The 17528-nt window shown below is 69.4% G+C and carries 16 protein-coding genes; 14 read left to right on the top strand and 2 right to left on the bottom strand.

Annotated features, from left to right (window positions below):
* Window positions 1-205: 205 nt before the first annotated feature.
* The 12 genes from ACWDR3_RS42125 (at window position 206) to ACWDR3_RS42070 (ending at window position 12953) form a co-directional block, all read left to right on the top strand.
* Complete coding sequence (locus ACWDR3_RS42125) at window positions 206-748, top strand: LemA family protein (RefSeq protein ID WP_124002821.1); 543 nt, start codon at window positions 206-208, stop codon at window positions 746-748.
* Window positions 749-884: 136 nt separating this feature from the next.
* Window positions 885-1796: a pyridoxal 5'-phosphate synthase lyase subunit PdxS gene (gene pdxS, locus ACWDR3_RS42120; RefSeq protein WP_450357898.1), complete on the top strand. Its 912-nt coding sequence runs from the start codon at window positions 885-887 to the stop codon at window positions 1794-1796.
* A gap of 8 nt (window positions 1797-1804) precedes the next feature.
* The gene (gene pdxT, locus ACWDR3_RS42115; RefSeq protein WP_450357897.1) at window positions 1805-2413 is read left to right on the top strand and encodes a pyridoxal 5'-phosphate synthase glutaminase subunit PdxT; all 609 of its coding nucleotides are present in this window, start codon (window positions 1805-1807) and stop codon (window positions 2411-2413) included.
* Window positions 2414-2464: 51 nt separating this feature from the next.
* A complete protein-coding gene (locus ACWDR3_RS42110) occupies window positions 2465-3217 on the top strand; it encodes a YebC/PmpR family DNA-binding transcriptional regulator (protein ID WP_124002824.1) in 753 nt (250 codons plus the stop codon).
* Between the two features lie 137 nt (window positions 3218-3354).
* Window positions 3355-3966: a crossover junction endodeoxyribonuclease RuvC gene (gene ruvC / locus ACWDR3_RS42105; protein ID WP_450357896.1), complete on the top strand. Its 612-nt coding sequence runs from the start codon at window positions 3355-3357 to the stop codon at window positions 3964-3966.
* Window positions 3963-4571, top strand: coding sequence for a Holliday junction branch migration protein RuvA (gene ruvA, locus ACWDR3_RS42100; RefSeq protein WP_450357895.1), 609 nt, complete (start codon window positions 3963-3965; stop codon window positions 4569-4571). Before ruvC ends, ruvA begins: the two co-directional genes overlap by 4 nt.
* Before the next feature lie 10 nt (window positions 4572-4581).
* Window positions 4582-5652 (top strand): Holliday junction branch migration DNA helicase RuvB, encoded by a 1071-nt coding sequence (gene ruvB, locus ACWDR3_RS42095; RefSeq protein WP_450357894.1) that lies wholly within the window; start codon window positions 4582-4584, stop codon window positions 5650-5652.
* A 173-nt stretch (window positions 5653-5825) separates the two neighbouring features.
* On the top strand, window positions 5826-6329 hold the full coding sequence (yajC, locus tag ACWDR3_RS42090) for a preprotein translocase subunit YajC (RefSeq protein ID WP_450357893.1): 504 nt from the start codon (window positions 5826-5828) through the stop codon (window positions 6327-6329).
* 132 nt (window positions 6330-6461) lie between these two features.
* Complete coding sequence (secD, locus tag ACWDR3_RS42085; RefSeq protein WP_450357892.1) at window positions 6462-8225, top strand: protein translocase subunit SecD; 1764 nt, start codon at window positions 6462-6464, stop codon at window positions 8223-8225.
* Between the two features lies 1 nt (window position 8226).
* A complete protein-coding gene (gene secF / locus ACWDR3_RS42080) occupies window positions 8227-9348 on the top strand; it encodes a protein translocase subunit SecF (protein WP_450357891.1) in 1122 nt (373 codons plus the stop codon).
* Window positions 9345-9884 (top strand): adenine phosphoribosyltransferase, encoded by a 540-nt coding sequence (locus ACWDR3_RS42075; RefSeq protein WP_450357890.1) that lies wholly within the window; start codon window positions 9345-9347, stop codon window positions 9882-9884. The genes secF and ACWDR3_RS42075 overlap by 4 nt, the downstream gene beginning before the upstream one ends.
* A 513-nt stretch (window positions 9885-10397) precedes the next feature.
* Window positions 10398-12953, top strand: a complete 2556-nt coding sequence (locus tag ACWDR3_RS42070) for a RelA/SpoT family protein (RefSeq protein WP_450357889.1) — start codon at window positions 10398-10400, stop codon at window positions 12951-12953.
* A 92-nt stretch (window positions 12954-13045) separates the two neighbouring features.
* Here ACWDR3_RS42070 and ACWDR3_RS42065 read toward each other — a convergent pair whose 3' ends face one another.
* Both ACWDR3_RS42065 and ACWDR3_RS42060 read right to left on the bottom strand, forming a co-directional pair.
* Window positions 13046-14275, bottom strand: coding sequence for a DUF349 domain-containing protein (locus ACWDR3_RS42065; protein ID WP_450357888.1), 1230 nt, complete (start codon window positions 14273-14275; stop codon window positions 13046-13048).
* A gap of 167 nt (window positions 14276-14442) precedes the next feature.
* Window positions 14443-15267 (bottom strand): peptidylprolyl isomerase, encoded by an 825-nt coding sequence (locus tag ACWDR3_RS42060; protein WP_450357887.1) that lies wholly within the window; start codon window positions 15265-15267, stop codon window positions 14443-14445.
* A 180-nt stretch (window positions 15268-15447) separates the two neighbouring features.
* Between ACWDR3_RS42060 and ACWDR3_RS42055 the strand changes: the two genes are divergently transcribed.
* Together ACWDR3_RS42055 and hisS are read left to right on the top strand one after the other, a co-directional pair.
* Window positions 15448-16155 carry an MBL fold metallo-hydrolase gene (locus ACWDR3_RS42055; protein ID WP_450357886.1) on the top strand — a complete coding sequence of 236 codons (708 nt, stop codon included), beginning with the start codon at window positions 15448-15450 and terminating at the stop codon, window positions 16153-16155.
* 13 nt (window positions 16156-16168) lie between these two features.
* Window positions 16169-17431: a histidine--tRNA ligase gene (gene hisS, locus ACWDR3_RS42050; RefSeq protein WP_450357885.1), complete on the top strand. Its 1263-nt coding sequence runs from the start codon at window positions 16169-16171 to the stop codon at window positions 17429-17431.
* Window positions 17432-17528: the final 97 nt, after the last annotated feature.

Here is a 17528-nt window from a genome sequence, read left to right as displayed (position 1 = left end):
CGCGCAGGGCGTCCACGCGGGGGCGGGGGGCCTCCAGCAGGAGGAGGCCGCCGGGGCGCAGGAGGGTGAGGGCCGCCCGGTGACGATGTTGGGGGCGGCAGCCCCCAGGACGACGGCCACGCCAACACCCCGCACCCGCACCCGCACACCGCCTCGACACCCCGCACGTCACAACGCTGAACCCGCAGAGCGTAGGGTGCGGCGCGTGAGCGCTACCTTGATCTGGATCCTCGTCGTTCTCGTGGCGATCGGCCTCTACCTGAGTTGGACCGCAGGACGCCTGGACCGCCTGCACGCCCGGATCGACGCCGCCCGCGCGGCACTTGACGCCCAGCTGCTCCGCAGGGCCTCCGTGGCACAGGAGCTGGCGACCTCCGGCGTCCTCGACCCGGCCGCCTCGATCGTCCTGTACGAGGCAGCGCACGCGGCGAGGCAGGCGGAGGAGGAGCAGCGGGAGGTCGCCGAGAGCGACCTGAGCCAGGCGCTGCGGGCCGTCTTCGCGGAGGCCCAGCAGGTGGAGGTCGTGCGCGAGGCCCCCGGCGGGGACTCCGCGGCCCACGAACTCACCGAGGCCGTACGCCGCGTGCCGATGGCCCGGCGTTTCCACAACGACGCGGTCGGCGCGGCCCGCCGCCTGCGCGACCACCGCAAGGTCCGCTGGTTCCACCTGGCAGGACACGCCCCGTTCCCGATGGCCTTCGAGATGGACGACGAGCCGCCGGCGGCGCTGGTGGACCGGGCGGCGTAAGGCCTGTTCGGGGCGATCGCGCGGTCTCTCGCACGCGAAAAGGATCCACCGCCTACCCATTGGCCCTTGCAGTGGACTGGTCCACTCGCGTTTCCTCGGTGGTGCAGAAACCCTCTTTCACCGAGTGAGGTCACCCGTGTCCAGCACGTTCTCCGAAAACCAGACCCCCGAGACCGGCACCGCGCGCGTGAAGCGCGGCATGGCCGAGCAGCTCAAGGGCGGCGTGATCATGGACGTCGTCACGCCGGATCAGGCGAAGATCGCCGAGGACGCGGGCGCCGTCGCCGTGATGGCCCTGGAGCGGGTCCCGGCCGACATCCGCAAGGACGGCGGCGTGGCCCGGATGTCCGACCCGGACATGATCGAGGGCATCATCGAGGCCGTCTCCATCCCGGTCATGGCGAAGTCCCGCATCGGCCACTTCGTCGAGGCCCAGGTGCTGCAGTCCCTCGGCGTCGACTACATCGACGAGTCCGAGGTCCTCACCCCGGCCGACGAGGTCAACCACTCCGACAAGTGGGCCTTCACGACCCCCTTCGTCTGCGGTGCCACCAACCTCGGCGAGGCCCTGCGCCGCATCGCCGAGGGCGCCGCGATGATCCGCTCCAAGGGCGAGGCCGGTACGGGCAACGTCGTAGAGGCGGTCCGCCACCTGCGCCAGATCAAGAACGAGATAGCCCGCCTGCGCGGCTACGACAACAACGAGCTGTACGCCGCCGCCAAGGAGCTGCGCGCCCCGTACGAGATCGTCAAGGAGGTCGCCGAACTCGGCAAGCTCCCGGTCGTCCTGTTCTCCGCCGGCGGTGTCGCCACCCCCGCCGACGCCGCGCTCATGCGCCAGCTCGGTGCCGAGGGCGTCTTCGTCGGCTCCGGCATCTTCAAGTCCGGCGACCCGGCCAAGCGCGCCGCCGCCATCGTGAAGGCGACCACCTTCTACGACGACCCGAAGATCATCGCGGACGCGTCCCGCAACCTCGGCGAGGCCATGGTCGGCATCAACTGCGACACCCTCCCCGAGGCCGAGCGCTACGCCAACCGCGGCTGGTAGTCCCGTAGATGAGCGAGACAGCCCCTGTCATAGGCGTCCTGGCCCTCCAGGGCGACGTACGGGAGCACCTGATCGCCCTGGCCGCGGCCGACGCCGTGGCCAGGCAGGTCAGGCGCCCCGAAGAACTCGCCGAGGTCGACGGCCTGGTCATCCCCGGCGGTGAGTCCACCACCATCTCCAAGCTGGCCGTCCTCTTCGGGCTGATGGATCCCCTGCGTGCACGCGTGCGTGCCGGCCTGCCCGTCTACGGCACCTGCGCCGGCATGATCATGCTCGCCGACAAGATCCTCGACCCGCGCTCGGGCCAGGAGACGATCGGCGGCATCGACATGATCGTGCGCCGCAACGCCTTCGGACGTCAGAACGAGTCCTTCGAAGCGACGGTCGACGTGAAGGGCGTCGAAGGCGATCCTGTAGAGGGCGTGTTCATCCGCGCCCCCTGGGTCGAGTCGGTCGGCGCCGAGACCGAGGTGCTCGCCGAGCACGACGGCCACATCGTCGCGGTCCGCCAGGGCAACGCGCTCGCCACGTCGTTCCACCCGGAACTGACCGGCGACCACCGCGTGCACTCCCTGTTCGTCGACATGGTGCGCGCGAACCTGGCTCCGGGGTCCTAGTAGGATTCCTGGGGTTCGTAAAGAGTTGGGTTACGCGAAGGAGACAGGCAGATGTCCGGCCACTCTAAATGGGCTACGACGAAGCACAAGAAGGCCGTGATCGACGCCAAGCGCGGCAAGCTCTTCGCGAAGATGATCAAGAACATCGAGGTCGCGGCCCGCACCGGCGGTGCCGACCCCGCCGGTAACCCGACGCTCTTCGACGCCATCCAGAAGGCCAAGAAGAGCTCGGTCCCGAACAAGAACATCGACTCCGCGGTCAAGCGCGGCGCCGGCCTCGAAGCCGGTGGCGCCGACTACGAGACGATCATGTACGAGGGTTACGGCCCGAACGGCGTCGCGGTGCTCATCGAGTGCCTCACCGACAACCGCAACCGCGCCGCCTCGGACGTCCGCGTCGCCATGACCCGCAACGGCGGGAACATGGCCGACCCCGGCTCCGTCTCGTACCTCTTCAACCGCAAGGGTGTCGTGATCGTCCCCAAGGGCGAGCTGGGCGAGGACGACGTCCTCGGTGCCGTGCTCGACGCGGGCGCCGAGGAGGTCAACGACCTGGGGGAGACCTTCGAGGTCATCTCCGAGGCCACCGACCTGGTCGCGGTCCGCACCGCCCTCCAGGACGCCGGTATCGACTACGACTCCGCCGACGCCAACTTCGTCCCGACCATGCAGGTCGAGCTCGACGAGGACGGCGCCCGGAAGATCTTCAAGCTGATCGACGCCCTGGAGGACAGCGACGACGTGCAGAACGTCTTCGCCAACTTCGACGTCAGCGACGAGGTCATGGAGAAGGTCGACGCGTAGCGCTGCCGCGAGTTCAGCGGTATCGGCGGGCCGGATGGGACACACGTCCCCCGGCCCGCCGCTGTTGTCGGTGGCAGCGGATAGCCTGGCGTGAAGTCAAAGATCACGTTCGGCTGCGAAGAGGCGAAGGGGGCGGAGTGCGGGTACTCGGGGTGGACCCCGGACTGACGCGCTGTGGTGTCGGTGTCGTCGAGGGCGTCGCGGGCCGGCCGCTCACGATGCTCGGCGTCGGTGTCGTACGCACGCCCGCGGACGCCGAGTTGGGACTGCGTCTCGTCGCCATCGAGCAGGGCATCGAGGCGTGGCTGGACGAGCACCGGCCCGAATTCGTCGCCGTGGAGCGGGTGTTCAGCCAGCACAACGTGAGCACGGTGATGGGTACGGCCCAGGCCAGCGCCGTCGCCATGCTCTGCGCCGCCCGTCGCGGCATCCCCGTCGCCCTGCACACCCCGAGCGAGGTCAAGGCCGCCGTCACCGGCAGCGGGCGCGCCGACAAGGCCCAGGTCGGCGCCATGGTGACGCGTCTGCTCCGGCTCGACGCACCCCCCAAGCCCGCCGACGCGGCCGACGCCCTCGCCCTCGCCATCTGCCACATCTGGCGGGCCCCCGCCCAGAACCGACTCCAGCAGGCCGTCGCCCTGCAAGCGGCCACAGCAAGCAAGGCCGCCAGGCCGGCCGCAGCAGTCCGAGCAGCCAAGGCAGCTTCAACAGCCCACGCACCGAACGCCCCGAAAGGCCGCCCCGCATGATCGCCTTCGTCAGCGGCACGGTCGCCGCACTCGCTCCCGATACCGCGGTGGTCGAGGTGGGCGGAGTCGGCATGGCCGTCCAGTGCACGCCGAACACGCTCTCCACCCTCCGCCTCGGCAAGCAGGCCAAGCTCGCCACCTCCCTCGTCGTCCGCGAGGACTCGCTGACCCTGTACGGCTTCGTGGACGACGACGAGCGCCAGATCTTCGAGCTGCTGCAGACCGCGACCGGCGTCGGGCCCCGGCTCGCGCAGGCGATGCTGGCCGTGCACACCCCGGACGCCCTGCGCCGCGCCGTTGCCGCCGGTGACGAGAAGGCGCTGATGGCCGTGCCGGGCATCGGCAAGAAGGGCGCGCAGAAGCTGCTCCTGGAGTTCAAGGACCGGCTCGGCGCACCCGTGGGCACCGCTCCGGCGATCGGCGCCCCGATCAGCGGCGGCTGGCGCGATCAGCTGCACGCCGCCCTGATCGGGCTCGGCTACGCCACGCGCGAGGCCGACGAGGCCGTCGCCGCCGTGACCCCGCAGGCCGAGGCCGCCGAGGGCGCGCCCCAGGTGGGCCAGCTGCTCAAGGCCGCCCTCCAGACCCTGAACCGCGCCCGCTAGGAGACCGTCAGTGAACTGGGACGACACCACCGACGAGACCGCCCCCGAGCGGCTGGTGGGCTCGGTCGCCGACGGTGAGGACCAGGCCGTCGAGGCCGCCCTGCGCCCCAAGGACCTGGGCGAGTTCATCGGCCAGGAGAAGGTCCGCGAGCAGCTCGACCTGGTCCTGCGCGCCGCACGCGCGCGGGGCGCCACCGCCGACCACGTGCTGCTCTCCGGCGCCCCCGGCCTCGGCAAGACCACCCTGTCGATGATCATCGCGGCGGAGATGGGCGCCCCCATCCGCATCACCAGCGGCCCCGCGATCCAGCACGCCGGCGACCTCGCGGCGATCCTGTCCTCCCTCCAGGAGGGCGAGGTCCTCTTCCTCGACGAGATCCACCGCATGTCCCGGCCCGCCGAGGAGATGCTCTACATGGCGATGGAGGACTTCCGCGTCGACGTCATCGTCGGCAAGGGCCCCGGCGCCACCGCCATCCCCCTGGAGCTGCCCCCGTTCACCCTGGTCGGTGCCACCACGCGCGCGGGACTGCTGCCGCCCCCGCTGCGCGACCGCTTCGGCTTCACCGGGCACATGGAGTTCTACGAACCCCTCGAACTGGAGCGTGTCATCCACCGCTCGGCGAACCTCCTCGACGTCGAGATCGACGCCGAGGGCGCCGCCGAGATCGCCGGCCGCTCCCGCGGCACACCCCGTATCGCCAACCGTCTGCTGCGCCGGGTCCGCGACTACGCGCAGGTCAAGGCCGACGGCGTGATCACCCGGGACATCGCCGCCGCGGCCCTCGCCGTCTACGAGGTCGACGTACGCGGCCTCGACCGCCTGGACCGGGCCGTCCTCCAGGCCCTGCTCAAGCTGTTCGGCGGCGGACCGGTCGGCCTCTCCACGCTCGCCGTCGCGGTGGGGGAGGAGCGCGAGACGGTGGAAGAGGTCGCCGAACCCTTTCTCGTACGCGAAGGGCTTCTGGCGCGGACTCCGCGCGGGCGGGTCGCCACGCCCGCCGCCTGGTCACATCTCGGCCTCACTCCGCCGCAGTCGGCGCGGACCGGAAACGGACAACAGGACCTGTTCGGGGCGTGACGGCATCGTGACGACCCGGCATTGGCCCGGTCAGGAACCCAGGTGCCATGCTGAGCGTTGTTCCATGCGCGCGGACTCGCTTAGACTCCGCCGATGCCGCCTTTGTCGGCGGTATACGACCCCCATCCATGAGGCCGCTCTCCGTCGCGGTCGTGCGAAGGAAATTCCGTCCCGTGAATATCGTGACCCTTCTCCCGTTCATCGTGCTCATCGGGGCCATGTTCCTGATGACCCGCTCGGCCAAGCGCAAGCAGCAGCAGGCCGCGTCCATGCGGAACGAGATGCAGCCAGGCTCCGGCGTCCGCACGATCGGGGGTATCTACGCGACGGTCAAGGAAGTGAACGAAGAGACGGTCCTCCTCGACGCCGGTCCGGGCGTCGATCTCCTCTTCGCCAAGAACGCCATCGGCGCGGTCCTGTCGGACGACGAGTACAACCGCATCGTCCACGGCGTCGAGCACGACCTGAAGTCCGACTCCGACGTCGTCCCGGACGACGCCTCCTCCCTCACCGAGACCGACGACTCCGCCGACGAAGCTGCCGCCGCCTCCGACGACAAGTCCGTCGACCTCGGCAAGAAGGACGCGCCCGAGGAACCGGCCGACGAGATCGTGACCGCTGAGGCGAAGTCGGACGAAGAGCCGAAGAAGAAGGACGGCGAGTCCGAGGCGAAGTAGCCGCGCCAAGGGGCGTGCGGACCGTTCCCGCACGCCCTGGAGCACGCGCAGCTCGCACGGGATCCCGACACCATGTCATGGCCGCCCGCCCGCAGATCCGGCGCGCGGCGGCCCGAGAGGGAGTACGAGAAGGTGGCAGCACCTAAGAAGGGCCGGAGCGCGAGTGCCCAGAGCAAGCCAGGGCGTTCGCTGGCCCTCATCCTGATCGCCATCGTGGCGCTCACCGGAGGGATGTTCGCCTCCGGGCACACCACTCCGCGCCTCGGTATCGATCTGGCGGGGGGCACGAGCATCACTCTCCGGGCGGTCCCGGAGAAGGGCCAGGAGTCCGCGATCAACAAGACCAACATGGACACCGCGGTCGACATCATGAACCGCCGTGTCAATGGTCTCGGTGTCTCGGAAGCGGAGGTTCAGACCCAGGGCGACCGCAACATCATCGTCAACATCCCCAAGGGCACGAACTCCGAGGAAGCCCGCCAGCAGGTCGGCACCACGGCCAAGCTGTACTTCCGCCCGGTGATCGCCACCGAGGCCTCCGCCGGCGCGACGCCGAGCACCTCGCCCAGCGCGTCCAGCAGCGCCTCCGGCAGCCCGTCGAGCTCGGCCACACCCAAGGCCACCGGCTCCTCGTCCGCGTCGAGCTCCGCGAGCCCCTCGGACACCGCCACCTCGCAGGGCCGTGCCGTCACCGACGCCCTGAAGGCCGACGAGACCCCGTCCGCGAGCGCCTCGGCCTCCTCCAGCGCCTCCCCGTCGCCGAGCGGCAGCAGCGCCGCCAGTGACGCGAACGCCAAGCTGGAGGCCCAGTACACCGCGCTGGACTGCTCCAAGAAGTCGGTCCAGAACACGGTGGGCAAGAGCGCCAAGGCCACCGAGTCGACCGTCGCCTGCGGTCAGGTCTCCGGCGTCTGGTACAAGTACCTGCTCGGCCCGGCCGCCGTGGACGGCACCGAGGTCAAGAAGGCCCAGGCCATCTACAACACGACCACGGCCGCCGGCTGGCAGGTCACGATGGACTTCACGTCCAGCGGCTCCAAGAAGTTCGCCACGATCACCGGCCAGCTCGCGCAGAACCAGTCGCCGCAGAACCAGTTCGGCATCGTCCTGGACGGCCAGGTCGTCTCCAGCCCGTACGTCAGCTCGTCCATCACGGGCGGCAGCGCGGAGATCTCCGGCAGCTTCACCCAGGAAGAGGCCCAGAGCCTCGCCAACATGCTGTCGTACGGCGCCCTGCCGCTGACCTTCAAGGAGGACAGCGTCACCACGGTGACCGCGGCCCTCGGCGGTGAGCAGCTGCACGCCGGTCTGATCGCGGGCGCGATCGGCCTCGCGCTGGTCGTGATCTACCTGCTGATCTTCTACCGCGGCCTCTCGGTCATCGCCATCCCGTCGCTGCTGGTCTCCGCGATCCTCACCTACGTGATCATGGCGCTGCTCGGCCCGGCCATCGGCTTCGCGCTGAACCTGCCGGCCGTCTGCGGTGCGATCGTCGCGATCGGTATCACGGCCGACTCGTTCATCGTGTTCTTCGAACGCATCAGAGACGAGATCCGCGAGGGACGTACGCTGCGTCCCGCGGTGGAGCGGGCCTGGCCGCGGGCCCGGCGCACCATCCTGGTCTCCGACTTCGTGTCGTTCCTCGCCGCCGCGGTGCTGTTCATCGTCACGGTCGGCAAGGTCCAGGGCTTCGCGTTCACGCTCGGTCTGACCACCGTGCTCGACGTGGTCGTCGTCTTCCTCTTCACCAAGCCGCTGATGACGCTCCTGGCCCGCCGGAAGTTCTTCGCGAGCGGCCACAAGTGGTCCGGCCTCGACCCGAAGGCCCTGGGAGCCAAGGCGCCGCTGCGCCGCACCCGCCGTCCCCACGCCCCCGTCGACCCGAAGGAGGCGTGAGATGTCGAAACTCGGCAGCCTCGGCGCCCGACTGCACCGCGGCGAGGTCGGTTACGACTTCGTCGGCAACCGCAAGATCTGGTACGGCATCTCGATCCTGATCACCATCACGGCCATCCTCGGCCTGGCGGTGCGCGGCCTGAACATGGGCATCGAGTTCCAGGGCGGCGCGGTCTTCACGACGCCCAAGCACATGACCGTCTCGGTGAATCAGGCGGAGACCTACGCCGAGGACGCCTCCGGTCACGACGCGATCGTGCAGAAGCTCGGCGACGGCAGCCTGCGCATCCAGATCGCCGGCATCGACACCGACAAGTCCGACGGCATCAAGACCCAGCTGTCCAAGGACCTCAAGGTCCCTTCCGAGAACATCGCCGCGGACCTGGTCGGACCCAGCTGGGGTGACCAGGTCGCCAACAAGGCCTGGGAGGGCCTGGCGATCTTCATGGTGCTGGTCGTGATCTATCTGGCGATCGCCTTCGAGTGGCGAATGGCCTTGGCGGCCCTGGTCGCCCTGATCCACGACATCACCATCACCACCGGCATCTACGCCCTCGTGGGCTTCGAGGTCACGCCGGGTACGGTGATCGGTCTGCTGACCATCCTCGGTTACTCGCTCTACGACACGGTCGTCGTCTTCGACAGCCTCAAGGAGCAGACGAAGGACATCACCAAGCAGACCCGCTGGACCTACAGCGATGTGGCCAACCGCTCGATCAACAGCACCCTGATGCGGTCCATCAACACGACCGTGGTGGCGCTGCTGCCGGTCGGGGCCCTGCTGTTCATCGGTGGCGCCTTCCTCGGCGCGGGCATGCTGAACGACATCTCGCTGTCGCTGTTCGTCGGCCTCGCGGCCGGTGCGTATTCCTCGATCTTCATCGCCACGCCGCTCGTCGCCGACCTCAAGGAGGCGGAGCCGCAGATGAAGGCGCTCAAGAAGCGCGTCCTCGCCAAGCGGGCGCAGGCCGCCGCCGAGGGGGAGCAGGCCCAGTCGCACGACGACGCGGACCCGGCGTACGACGACGAGCCGGAGGACGCCGCGCACGCGGTCGTCGGGCCGCGCAACCAGCCCGCCTCCCGTAACCGCGGCCGGGGCCGGCCGTCCGGGAAGCGCCGATGACCGACATCCAGGAGCTGCTGCTCAGCCGCATCCGCGATGTGCCGGACTACCCGGAGCCGGGCGTGCTGTTCAAGGACATCACCCCGCTCCTGGCGGACCCGGCGGCCTTCACGGCGCTCACCGACGCGCTGGCCGAGATCGCGGAGCGCGTCGGCGCGACCAAGGTCGTCGGCCTGGAGGCCCGCGGGTTCATCCTGGGCGCTCCGGTCGCCGTCCGGGCCGGCCTCGGCTTCATCCCCGTACGCAAGGCGGGCAAGCTCCCCGGAGCGACCCTCGCGCAGGCGTACGAGCTGGAGTACGGCTCGGCCGAGATCGAGGTGCACGCGGAGGATCTGAGCGCCGGCGACCGCATCCTGATCGTCGACGACGTCCTCGCCACCGGCGGCACCGCCGAGGCCTCGATCCGGCTCATCCGCCGCGCGGGCGCCGAGATCGCGGGCCTGGCGGTCCTGATGGAACTCGGCTTCCTGAACGGCCGCTCCCGCCTGGAACCGGCCCTCGAAGGCGCCCCACTGGACACACTCCTGGTCGTCTGACCCCAGCAACACCAGCAGTACTGGCAACGCCAAGAACGGCCGTCCCGGTCCCACCGGAACGGCCGTTCGCATGTCGGCGCGCGGCGGCGGGACTGTCTGTCCAGGGCGGTAGATCCGAGGCGGAGACGCCTCCCAGACGCGGCGCACGCTCGCGCTCGGCGGCCACACCCACCCGCGCCCTCGCCGTGCGCGCGCCCTCTCGCCCGCCCCGTGCGCTCGGTCCTGACCTGATGCACAGGCGTACAGTCGCTCCCCCTGACCGGCCCCCGCCACGCACCCCCGCCCCGAGCCACCTCCACGCCCCCCCCGGCAAACCCGCACACCCCCACAGCCACCCCCAAGACACCCCTCGATCACCCCGAAGCCACCCCTCCGGAATCCGGCGGGAGCCCCTCGTGTTTCAGGGGTAGACGGCCCTCACATCGGGCTGAAGGCGATCCTGGGGCGCAGGATCGCTACCATGGGGTCTCCGGAGCCTGACCGGGGGACCCGGATCGCGCACGAGGAGTCCTCTTGCCAGACGAGGCCCAACACCTGACCGCCGCCAAGCCCGAGTCCGCCTCGGCAGCCGCGGCCAAGCCTGCGCCGACGGAGCCGCACGCGAAGAACGACTCCCGCGGGACGGTCGAGCACGCCCAGTCCGGCCCCGTGGACAAGTCGGCCGAGCAGTCGCGCCCCAAGCCGCCCCCCGCACCCGAGCCCACCTCGGCCGAGGCAACGCCGTCGGCCGCGCCCGCGGTCCGTCCGAACACCGGCCAGCCCGCCCGTTCCGGCTCCTCCAACCGCGTCCGTGCCCGCCTCGCCCGCCTCGGAGTGCAGCGCTCCAACCCGTACAACCCGGTCCTGGAGCCGCTGCTGCGGATAGTGCGCAGCAACGACCCGAAGATCGAGACCGCGACGCTCCGCCAGATCGAGAAGGCCTACCAGGTCGCCGAACGCTGGCACCGCGGCCAGAAGCGCAAGAGCGGCGACCCGTACATCACGCACCCGCTCGCCGTGACGACGATCCTCGCCGAGCTGGGCATGGATCCGGCCACCCTGATGGCAGGGCTGCTGCACGACACCGTCGAGGACACCGAGTACGGCCTCGACCAGCTGCGCCGCGACTTCGGCGACTCCGTCGCGCTGCTCGTCGACGGCGTCACCAAGCTGGACAAGGTCAAGTTCGGCGAAGCCGCGCAGGCCGAGACCGTACGCAAGATGGTCGTGGCCATGGCCAAGGACCCGCGCGTCCTGGTCATCAAGCTCGCCGACCGGCTGCACAACATGCGCACCATGCGCTACCTCAAGCGCGAGAAGCAGGAGAAGAAGGCGCGCGAGACGCTGGAGATCTACGCGCCGCTCGCCCATCGCCTGGGCATGAACACCATCAAGTGGGAGCTGGAGGATCTCGCCTTCGCGATCCTCTACCCCAAGATGTACGACGAGATCGTGCGTCTGGTGGCCGAGCGGGCGCCGAAGCGTGACGAGTACCTGGCCATAGTGACCGACGAGGTGCAGCAGGATCTGCGCGCCGCACGGATCAAGGCGACCGTCACGGGCCGGCCGAAGCACTACTACAGCGTCTACCAGAAGATGATCGTCCGCGGTCGCGACTTCGCGGAGATCTACGACCTGGTGGGTATTCGTGTCCTTGTCGACACGGTGAGGGACTGTTACGCCGCCCTCGGCACCGTGCACGCGCGATGGAACCCGGTCCCCGGCCGGTTCAAGGACTACATCGCGATGCCCAAGTTCAACATGTACCAGTCGCTGCACACCACGGTGATCGGCCCCAACGGCAAGCCCGTTGAGCTCCAGATCCGTACGTTCGACATGCACCGCCGTGCCGAGTACGGCATCGCCGCGCACTGGAAGTACAAGCAGGAGGCCGTCGCCGGTGCCTCCAAGGTGCGTTCGGACGCGCCCAAGAGCACCGGCAAGGAGGACCACCTCAACGACATGGCGTGGCTGCGCCAGTTGCTCGACTGGCAGAAGGAGACCGAGGACCCCGGGGAGTTCCTGGAGTCCCTGCGCTTCGACCTGTCCCGCAACGAGGTCTTCGTCTTCACGCCCAAGGGCGACGTGATAGCGCTGCCGGCCGGCTCCACCCCGGTGGACTTCTCGTACGCGGTCCACACGGAGGTCGGCCACCGGACCATAGGAGCACGGGTCAACGGAAGACTCGTACCCCTCGAATCCACCCTGGACAACGGCGACTTGGTGGAGGTCTTCACCTCCAAGGCGGCCGGCGCGGGTCCCTCCCGGGACTGGCTCGGCTTCGTCAAGTCGCCGCGTGCCCGCAACAAGATCCGGGCCTGGTTCTCCAAGGAGCGCCGCGACGAGGCGATCGAGCAGGGCAAGGACGCCATCGTCCGCGCGATGCGCAAGCAGAACCTGCCGATCCAGCGCATCCTGACCGGCGACTCCCTGGTCACGCTGGCGCACGAGATGCGGTACCCGGACATCTCCGCGCTGTACGCGGCGATCGGCGAGGGTCATGTCTCGGCGCAGAACGTCGTGCAGAAGCTCGTCTCGGCGCTCGGCGGCGAGGAGGCCGCGACCGAGGAGATCGACGAGTCGGTCCCGCCGACCAGGAGCCGCAGCCGCAAACGCCGTTCCAACGCCGACCCGGGCGTCATCGTCAAGGGCGTCGAGGACGTGTGGGTCAAGCTGGCCCGCTGTTGTACTCCGGTACCCGGCGACCCGATCATCGGTTTCGTCACGCGGGGTAGTGGCGTATCGGTTCACCGCAGCGACTGCGTCAACGTGGAGTCACTGTCCCGCGAGCCCGAGCGCATCCTCGAAGTCGAGTGGGCGCCCACCCAGTCCTCGGTCTTCCTGGTCGCCATCCAGGTCGAGGCCCTGGACCGCTCCCGGCTTCTGTCGGACGTCACCCGCGTCCTGTCCGACCAGCACGTCAACATCCTCTCCGCGGCCGTGCAGACCTCCCGCGACCGCGTCGCCACCTCCCGCTTCACCTTCGAGATGGGCGACCCCAAGCACCTCGGCCACGTCCTGAAGGCGGTCCGGGGCGTGGAGGGCGTCTACGACGTCTACCGGGTGACGTCGGCGCGCAGCAGGTCGTAGCAGCAGGTACACAGCAACACGAAAGGGCTCCCGTACGTCACGTACGGGAGCCCTTTCGTCGTGCACGAGGCCGATGAGCAGGAGGTGCTGCGTCAGCCGCCGAACTCCTGCAGGCCCTTCAGTGCCTGGTCCAGCAGGGCCTGGCGGCCCTCCAGCTCGCGCTCCAGCTTGTCGGCCTTGGACGCGTTGCCCTGGGCGCGCGCCTGCTCGATCTGGCCGCGGAGCTTGTCCACGGCCGCCTGGAGCTGACCGGTCAGACCCGCGGCACGCGCGCGTGCCTCCGGGTTCGTCCGGCGCCACTCGGCCTCCTCGGACTCCTGGATCGCCCGCTCGACGGCGTGCATCCGGCCCTCGACCTTCGGCCGCGCGTCACGCGGCACGTGGCCGATGGCCTCCCAGCGCTCGTTGAGCGAGCGGAAGGCGGCGCGTGCCGCGCGCAGATCCGTGATCGGGAGGATCTTCTCGGCCTCCTCGGCCAGCTCCTCCTTGAGCTTCAGGTTCTCCGTCTGCTCGGCGTCCCGCTCGGCGAAGACCGAGCTGCGGGCGGCGAAGAAGACGTCCTGGGCACCGCGGAAGCGGTTCCACAGGTCGTCCTCGTGCTCGCGCTGGGCGCGGCCCGCGGCCTTCCACTCGGCCATCAGCTCGCGGTAGCGCGCGGCCGTGGGACCCCAGTCCGTCGAACCGGACAGCCCCTCGGCCTCGGCGACCAGCCGCTCCTTGGTCTTGCGGGCCTCCTCGCGCTGCGCGTCGAGCGACGCGAAGTGCGCCTTGCGGCGCTTGGAGAAGGCCGACCGGGCGTGCGAGAAGCGGTGCCACAGCTCGTCGTCCGACTTGCGGTCGAGGCGGGGGAGCCCCTTCCAGGTGTCCACCAGCGCGCGCAGCCGCTCACCGGCCGCCCGCCACTGGTCGGACTGCGCGAGCTGCTCCGCCTCGGCGACCAGCGCCTCCTTGGAGTTGCGCGCCTCGTCCGACTGCTTCGCCCGCTGCTGCTTGCGCTCCTCACGACGCGACTCGACAGTCTCTACGAGCTTGTCGAGCCGCACCCGCAGCGCCGCCAGGTCGCCCACCGCGTGGTGGGCGTCCACCTGCTCGCGGATGTGGTCGATGGCGGCCTGAGCATCCTTGGCGGACAGGTCGGTGGTCTTCACTCGCTTCTCGAGGAGGCCGATCTCGACAACCAAGCCCTCGTACTTGCGCTCGAAATAGGCCAGCGCCTCCTCAGGGGAGCCCGCCTGCCAGGAACCGACGACCTGCTCGCCGTCGGCCGTACGCACGTACACGGTCCCCGTCTCGTCGACGCGGCCCCACGGGTCGCTGCTCACAGCGCCTCCTCCACATGATGCCTGCGTGGGGCGTCAGCGCCCCCGGGCATCGTCCACAGTTTCGTCACGGCCAACATAGGCGACCGGCGGGTTGCCTGTCCGCATCCCGCGCGACCGAAGTTTCGCACCTCGGGGCGGGATGCGGTCGGGATGGGATCAGGACCGGATCAGGATTTCGTGACCGTCGCCTTGTTGATCACAACGGTCGCATTCGGGGCTCCGTCACCCTGTCCGGTGTTCTCTCCGGCGGCGGCGATTTTCTTCAGGACCTTCATCCCGGACTCGGAGATCGTGCCGAACGGCGTGTAGCTCGCCGGCAGCTGACTGTCCTGGAAGACGAGGAAGAACTGGCTGCCGCCGGTGTGCTTCTGACCGGTGTTGGCCATCGCCACGGTGCCCGCGGGATAGACGCCGCCCTTGAGGGAGGCGTCCTTCAGGTTCTCGTCCGGAATGGTGTATCCGGGACCGCCGCTGCCGCTGCCCGTCGGGTCGCCGCACTGCAGCACATAGATGCCGTTGGTGGTGAGCCGGTGGCACTTCGTGTGGTCGAAGAATCCCTTGCCCGCCAGGAAGTCGAAGGAATTCACCGTGTGCGGGGCCGCGGACGTCTTCAGCGCGATGCCTATGTCACCGCACGTCGTCGCGAGGTTCATCGTGTACTTCGCCGACTTGTCGATGGTGACCGCCGGCTCCTTCTTCCAGCTCAGCTTCTTCACCGAGCCCGCGGCCGCCTTCTCGCACGGATCCGCCGGTGCCTTGCTGGACGCCGCGGCACTGGGAGTCGTCTCCGAACTCGCATTCGCCTTGTTGTCGTCGTCCTTCAGGACCCCGGTCGTGTAGAGGGCGACGCTGCCGATCAGGATCACGCCGAGCACCGACGCGATCACCGAGTTGCGCATGCGCGCCTTGCGCCGCGAGGCCGTGCGCCGCTGCTGCTGCCGCAAGAACTTCTCCCGGGCTAGCTGCCGCTTCCGCTGTTCCTGGGTGACCACGGGGTTTTCTCCTCATGCGTCTCGTACGTCTACTGGGACGCGTGCGTCTTGTTGTGCCGACCGCCTGCGTGTGTCCCGTACCGTATATGGGTTCGCTGAGGATTCGGCAGCGCCGGTAGGCTCTGACGGCAGGTGCCACCTCTTCCAGGCGCACCCGTATCGACACAACAAAGGACGATCGTGCTCATTGCCGGGTTCCCCGCCGGGGCCTGGGGGACGAACTGTTTTCTCGTCGCCCCCGCCGCCGGTGAGGAGTGCGTGATCATCGACCCGGGCCACCAGGCCACCGCAGGAGTCGAGGAGACGCTGAAGAAGCATCGGCTCAAGCCCGTCGCCGTCGTCCTGACCCACGGCCACATCGACCACGTGGCCTCGGTCGTCCCGGTCTGCGGCGCGCACGGCGTACCCGCCTGGATCCACCCCGAGGACCGCTACATGATGGCCGACCCCGAGAAGGGCATCGGCCGCACCATCGGCATGCCGCTCATGGGCGAGCTGACCGTGGGGGAGCCGGACGACGTCAAGGAGCTGACCGACGGCGCGAAGCTGGACCTGGCGGGCCTTGAGCTGTCCGTCACGCATGCGCCGGGCCATACCAAGGGGTCGGTGACCTTCGGTATGCCCGAGTCGGCGGACATCCCGCCGGTCTTCTTCTCGGGCGACCTGCTGTTCGCCGGCTCCATCGGACGCACCGACTTCCCCGGTGGCTCCATGGACGACATGCTCGAATCGCTGGCCCGCGTGGTCCTGCCGCTCGACGACGCCACCGTGGTGCTGCCCGGTCACAACGAATACACGACCATCGGCCAGGAACGCGCCACCAACCCGTATCTGCGGCAGGTGGCCGCCGGCCTCGGGAGCGCCGACGCTCCCCGACGAGGAATGTGACGAGAGACCTCCCGTGAGCACCTTTCAGGCCCCCAAGGGCACGTACGACCTGATCCCGCCGGACAGCGCCAAGTACCTGGCCGTCCGTGAGGCGATCGCCGCGCCGCTGCGCAACTCCGGCTACGGCTACATCGAGACCCCCGGCTTCGAGAACGTCGAGCTGTTCGCGCGCGGTGTCGGCGAGTCCACCGACATCGTGACCAAGGAGATGTACGTCTTCGAGACCAAGGGCGGCTCCCGGCTCGCCCTGCGCCCCGAGGGCACGGCTTCCGTACTGCGCGCGGCACTTGAGGCCAACCTCCACAAGGCGGGCAACCTCCCCGTCAAGCTCTGGTACTCGGGCTCGTACTACCGCTACGAGCGCCCCCAGAAGGGCCGTTACCGCCACTTCTCGCAGGTCGGCGCTGAGGCGATCGGAGCCGAGGACCCGGCCCTCGACGCCGAGTTGATCATCCTGGCCGACCAGGCGTATCGCTCGCTCGGCCTGCGCGAGTTCCGCATCCTCCTCAACAGCCTGGGCGACAAGGAATGCCGTCCGGTCTACCGCGAGGCGCTGCAGACCTTCCTGCGCGGCCTCGACCTCGACGAGGAGACCCTCCGCCGGGCGGACATCAACCCCCTGCGCGTCCTGGACGACAAACGCCCCGACGTCCAGAAGCAGTTGACGGACGCGCCGCTCCTTCGCGACTACCTCTGCGACGCCTGCAAGGCGTACCACGAGGAGGTCCGTGAGCTGATCACGGCTGCGGGCGTGGCCTTCGAGGACGACCCTCGGCTGGTGCGTGGCCTCGACTACTACACGCGTACGACCTTCGAGTTCGTCCACGACGGGCTGGGTTCCCAGTCGGCGGTGGGCGGTGGCGGTCGTTACGACGGCCTGTCGGAGATGATCGGTGGCCCGGCGTTGCCCTCCGTGGGCTGGGCGTTGGGTGTCGATCGCACGGTGTTGGCCCTGGAGGCGGAGGGGGTCGAGCTCGAACTCCCCTCCACGACCAGTGTGTTCGCGGTGCCGTTGGGTGACGAGGCTCGGCGGCTGTTGTTCGCCAAGGTCACGGAGTTGCGCAAGGTCGGGATCGCGGCGGACTTCTCCTACGGCCACAAGGGCCTCAAGGGCGCGATGAAGAACGCGAATCGCAGTGGCGCGCGCTTCACGATCGTCGCCGGCGAGCGTGACCTCGCCGAGGGCGTGGTCCAGCTGAAGGACATGGAGTCGGGGGACCAGACGGCGATCGGCGTGAACGAGATCGTGGCTGAACTGGAGTCGAGGCTCGGCTAAGACCTGCCTTCCTCGCCCCCGCCGCCCCTACCCGTCCCATCCCTGGGGGCTGCCGCCCCCAGACCCCCGCTTCGGCCTGAACGGCCTCGTCCTCAAA

Source organism: Streptomyces sp. NPDC001002, from assembly GCF_053599215.1.
The sequence above is the reverse complement of the archived record's forward strand: the minus strand, read 5'-3'. Positions and strand labels throughout refer to the sequence as shown.